Genomic DNA, 5,001 nt, shown 5'->3' on the forward strand with positions numbered 1-5,001 from the left:
CCCATGAGGAATCTGGATGACCCGGACCTCTTCTGATTTCCAGACCTCGTTGAACTGCCCGGAGAACTTGGTGTCGGCGTCGCGGATCAGGAATCGGGGTTTGACGCTTTGTTCGTCGCACCATATCAAGGCGTTGCGGGCCTGTTGAGTTACCCAGCCGCCGTCGGGAGAACAGGTCGGAGCACTGCAATGGACCCTCCTGCTGCCCAGGTGGATGAAGACCAGAGCGTAGGCCGTCATTTTGATGTTTCGGAAAAATAAAAAAATTGGACCTCAGTCAGCTATCAGTTGGTTTTATCATATCGATAAACCTGGTTTTTGTTTGATGCCTTATCAGACGAAAGAAAATTCTTTAGATTGATCTTGTTGAGCCAGGAATCGCCAAAATCCAAGAAAGGGCGCAGCTATCCCGTGGAGGGAGTGTCAGGAGAAGGCGACTTGAAATTCAGCCCGTGTCAATTTAAGGGGCTTTGGGAGACTCGCGGAGACGAACGCCATGACCTTTATACAGATTCTACAAAGCAATGGATCATCTCCCCGAAATGCGGTTTGCCGTTCGCGCCAGACCGCAGCAGGTTTGACGTTTGCCGATGGTGGGAGCAGTTTGTCGGTGAGTTTTCGGTATACAGCCTTCACCCGACTGGCCAACAGCCCGTAGTGCCTGATTACATTGAAGTAGTGAGGAGGAATATGTTGAACCAGCTTTCGGATGAATTCGACCGTGCGTAGCGTGTAAAGGACTGGACGTTCGTGGTTCCGGTAGTCTTTGAACTCAAAAGTGATCATTTCGCCGGTGTAGTCCTTGATGCGGAGTTCTGAGAGCGGTGGGCGGCGGGCATATCGGCCAAGGTATTTGACGGTGCATATGAGGTTTTGCCTCTCTCCTGAGGCATGGACAAAGAAGCCTTTTTTGTAGAGCTGCTTGAGGTCATCAAAAAAGCTCTGTATGACGCCAGGATCGGAAAAGGGTCTGAAGTCTGGGTCAGGGGTATCTGATTTCAGATTTTTGAGGATGTGTTCCTTGAGGTGCTTGATGAGCAGGGCTTGGTATCGCTTATGGAGAACTTTGTAAGGAAAGTCATGGCATTCGATCCAGCTGGGATTGTCCGTCACAACGGTCACGATCCTCTTTTGGGCTGTGGGATTTTTTCTTTTCCGCTCCATGAAGCGTGTGTACCGTTCTGCCTTACCAGACAGCATCAACCCGCCGGCACTAATGATGATGTGGATGTGGACGTGACGTTTGAGGTCGCTGCCAAATGTGTGAAGGACGGCGGTAATTGCCGGAAGGAATCCTTGCTCGGCGCAAAAAGAGATCAAGGTTTCGGCACAAGCCGCGAAAACGGCATTCAGCAAGGCACGTTTCTCAAAGAGCAACTCCCTGAACTGGGATGGGACGGTGAAGGTGATGTGGAAATACCCGCAGTTTGGAAACATCTGATTCATCCCGGCAACCCAGCGATCCACCTGGACCTTGGCACATACCGAGCAGAAACGGCTCTTGCAGGATCGCGGGACTTGGCAGGTCTGATCGGGGTGATCAGGGCAGGCAAAGGTGACAAAGCCGAGGCCATCAGGTTCTCGACAGTTCATGATCTTTCCAGACGGTGTAGGCGATGACCCATGTGACCCGTGTAGGGTAGATGGCGAGGAACTGGCCCCATTTCTCCTGAAAGATCCTTTTGAGTGTGAATGGGCCACGGATTGTTTCCATGGTCCTGGAATATATCAGGAAACGAAGGAGTTGGAAGGAGTTGGTTGGAGGGGGGTTGAGGGCCGGCAGGCCCCCGGCAGGGTGTGGGGCAGAGCCCCACGGTGTTGACTTTGATTCTGCCGTTGACTTTTTGCCCGAAGGGCATCATGTCCACAGGAGGAACATGAACGAACTTGGCATTGCGGAACCGCCCTCGCGCTTTTTTGAAAAAATGGCCAGAAGCCATGAGAGGACGGTATCCTACATTTTGGTACAGGCCTCAGAAAGGGTCGATGGCACCCCCCTGCCCTCCTGGTCTTCGAGAACTTCCACGCACCCCCCGGTCAACGGTCAACCATGCAGCCGGATCCGGATTGGTCTGGACGTGGCCCCTGAAAGAGTCGTGGCGTGCAGCCCTCCCGGTCTGAGCAGGTGACGGACACGGGCTGAAGAACATTTTTATACCTTCCCCGATTCCCCTGCTCCCTCAACAGGTTGCCTTCCTGAAATCACGCTCGCCAGATCGAAAAGAAATTGGAATATTCTCCTCTTCGGGAGTCGAACCGAGCGGAGAATTTTCCGTTTGGCGTATGGTTCGCTCCGCCAGTTTGACGTTCGACAAGACCCGACGATATCCCAAAAAGCCCGCGCCGGTAAGGTTTGCGGGCTTTTTCATGTCCGAAGCATTCCGAGGGAATCCGCTTGAATCCGACTCTGATTTGTGGGTGGAACTGCAGGTAAGATTTCATGTAACGTAAGCGCTCAAAGAACCCCATCGTACTGCGGGCTTGATCTTTGGGGACCTGTCCGGGTTAAGATTCCAAGGCAGGAGAGCATCGAAGTCGTCGACGACTCGGGCAGTTGGGATGTGTTTGAAGACATGGCGCAGGTAGGCATAGGGTTCCAGGCCGTTGGCTTTGGCGGTTTCGATCAGACTGTACAGGTTGGCTGACGACTTGGCCCCCTGAACCGAATGGCTGAACAGCCAGTTCTTGCGGCCCGGCACGAAGGGCCGGATGCGTTTTTCGATAGCGTACAATTTGCGGATGAGGGCGATTCCTCGGGAAGCCTTGGCGGTTTTGCCGCCCTTGCCGGCTGCCTTGACCGCCTCGTCGAACTTGCGACATGCATGGGCCCGGCAGGCCAGATGCTCTACGCCAGGTTGTGCGCCTATCGCCAGGTAACCGTCGTAGCCATCGGTCTGCAGTCATCCCTTGAAGTCGAGCAGGAGTTCCAGGGGTATCTTGCCGGAACGACTGGGATCATAATTGAACAGGATTACCCCCCCGGCAGGTTGGACCACCACGCTGCACCCACATGTAGGAAGTGCTGGTGGCAGGCTTGTCGGGTTCTTCGAGTACCTGCACCGGGGTTTCGTCCATCTGCCACACGCCATATTCGAACAGCCGGTCCCGCAGCAGGTTGATCAGGGGTTGAACCAGAAGGCCCGATTTGACCAACAGGGTGGCACGGGGCAGATCAATGCCCATCCGCACGAACGGGTTCTCCAGCCTGTACAAAGGCAGGGCATCGACATACTTGGACACGGCCACCCAAGCCAGGGTGGCCGCCGTGGCAAGCGCTTTGGGAATGGAAAGCCAGTTGAGTTGTTGGCCCGTAATCACCGCCACCTCCTCTCCGGGACGACACAACCAGTGGAACCGTTCCCGCTCCATCTGCCTCCACAATTCGGCAGGAAAGCCGAATTGGACGCCGCAAAGCGGCGCCCGAAGGGCGAGGGCCATGGATGGCCCGAGTCCAACCTCCGCCGGGGGCGATAATCGCCCCCGGACCCCCGTATTAATGAACGAATGAAACAGAAATGAGATCAAGCTACCCGGCAGGGGAATCCTGGGGTTTATTTACCGCTTACTTTTTTGTCGGGGTATCGCGCGCCAAGCGGCGACTTGTCTTGACCGTGAGTGAACGGCGAGAAAGACCACCTTCCAACCCATATCACTGGAAGGTGCAGAGAACGCACCATGCGGAGTTCCTTGGTTACGCCACACCGTTTTTGAGTCAGGGCATTTGCCCTATCGGCGCGACAGGAAGTGCGCTATTCTGAAGTTGGTTTATCATCGGATTGTGAAGCGATTGTCTTCAACCACCAGACCCTTGGTTGCATCCACCCTTTTCTGTCGGGAGACATGGCCATGACCACCCTCACCATGGAACTGCCCAACACCGTTTTTTCTTCCCTACGGCGTTCTCCTGGGGAGTTTGCCATGGAGATGCGCAAGGCTGCCGCGATCCACTGGTATCAGAAGGGTCTGCTTTCCCAGGAAAGGGCCGCCGAGGTTGCAGGGCTGGACCGGACCGATTTCCTGTTGCTGTTGGCGTCGGAAAAGGTGGATGTCTTTGCCGTGGACATGGAATCCTTGCGCCAAGAGTTGAACATTGCTTGAACCCGTCATCATCAATGCTTCGCCGTTGATCTTTCTGGCGCGCTCCCGGCATATCCACCTGTTGCAGCATCTGCATCGCCCGATTCTGGTGCCTCAACCCGTGGTGCAGGAAATCCGCGCCAGAGGACCACATGACCCAACGGTGCGGACGTTGAATGAAACGGCGTGGCTGGAGATTGTACCCGCTCCAGCGATACCCGGCGAGATTCTGGTCTGGGATTTGGGGCTTGGCGAGTCTGCGGTTCTGGCGCTGGCCCGGTCCATACCCGGTTCCATTGCCCTGATCGACGACCAGTCAGGGCGACGTTGTGCCCAGACCTTGCGCATCACCCTCATGGGGACTGTGGGGTTGGTGCTCCTGGCCAAACAGAACGGTGCCATCCCCAATGCTCGTGCCGTCCTGGCGGTTCTGCGGGAACACGGCATGTACCTTTCGGATTCTGTCTTGAATGCGGCATTGTCCCTGGTCGGTGAATCGTGGCGATGAGTTGTCAGTTCCCCCTGACCGCCATCTCGCCGCTTTCATTCCCGAAGGAAAACATATGCAAATATCATGTATTGCAGGTGGTTTCTGAATTTTTTATCTTCCCAGAGGAGTTGCATCACCCCTTGCGACTGGTACACATTTATGGCACACAAAATCGTACACCATGGACAAGAAACTGATCGCAAATCAATAGGTTACAAGGTTTGACGGATTATCCCTGCTCCTCCGCCAGTTTGACGTTCGACAAGACCCGACGATATCCCAAAAAGCCCGCGCCGGTAAGGTTTGCGGGCTTTTTCATGTCCGAAGCATTCCGAGGAAATCCGCTTGAATCCGACTCTGATTTGTGGGTGGAACTGCAGGTAATTCCATTTCTGTTTCATTCGTTCATTAATACGGGGGTCCGGGGGCGATTA

General features: G+C 54.8%; 6 protein-coding genes. 2 read left to right on the top strand and 4 right to left on the bottom strand.

Annotation, left to right across the window (positions count from 1 at the left end; translation table 11 throughout):
- The 4 genes from HQL56_18050 to HQL56_18065 form a co-directional block, all read right to left on the bottom strand.
- The coding region (locus tag HQL56_18050) for an integrase (protein ID MBF0311421.1) at positions 1–240 on the bottom strand (240 nt) is incomplete at its 3' end.
- 183 nt (positions 241–423) lie between these two features.
- Positions 424–1,593, bottom strand: coding sequence for a transposase (locus HQL56_18055; GenBank protein ID MBF0311422.1), 1,170 nt, complete (start codon positions 1,591–1,593; stop codon positions 424–426).
- Between the two features lie 845 nt (positions 1,594–2,438).
- Positions 2,439–2,732, bottom strand: coding sequence for a transposase domain-containing protein (locus HQL56_18060; protein ID MBF0311423.1), 294 nt, complete (start codon positions 2,730–2,732; stop codon positions 2,439–2,441).
- 223 nt (positions 2,733–2,955) lie between these two features.
- Positions 2,956–3,438: a transposase gene (locus tag HQL56_18065; GenBank protein MBF0311424.1), complete on the bottom strand. Its 483-nt coding sequence runs from the start codon at positions 3,436–3,438 to the stop codon at positions 2,956–2,958.
- Between the two features lie 408 nt (positions 3,439–3,846).
- On the opposite strand from HQL56_18065, the gene HQL56_18070 reads away from it, so the two are divergent.
- Complete coding sequence (locus tag HQL56_18070) at positions 3,847–4,098, top strand: UPF0175 family protein (GenBank protein ID MBF0311425.1); 252 nt, start codon at positions 3,847–3,849, stop codon at positions 4,096–4,098.
- The gene (locus tag HQL56_18075) at positions 4,091–4,585 is read left to right on the top strand and encodes a DUF3368 domain-containing protein (GenBank protein ID MBF0311426.1); all 495 of its coding nucleotides are present in this window, start codon (positions 4,091–4,093) and stop codon (positions 4,583–4,585) included. Before HQL56_18070 ends, HQL56_18075 begins: the two co-directional genes overlap by 8 nt.
- Positions 4,586–5,001: the final 416 nt, after the last annotated feature.

This window comes from Magnetococcales bacterium, assembly GCA_015231925.1.
Taxonomy (GTDB): domain Bacteria; phylum Pseudomonadota; class Magnetococcia; order Magnetococcales; family JADGAQ01; genus JADGAQ01.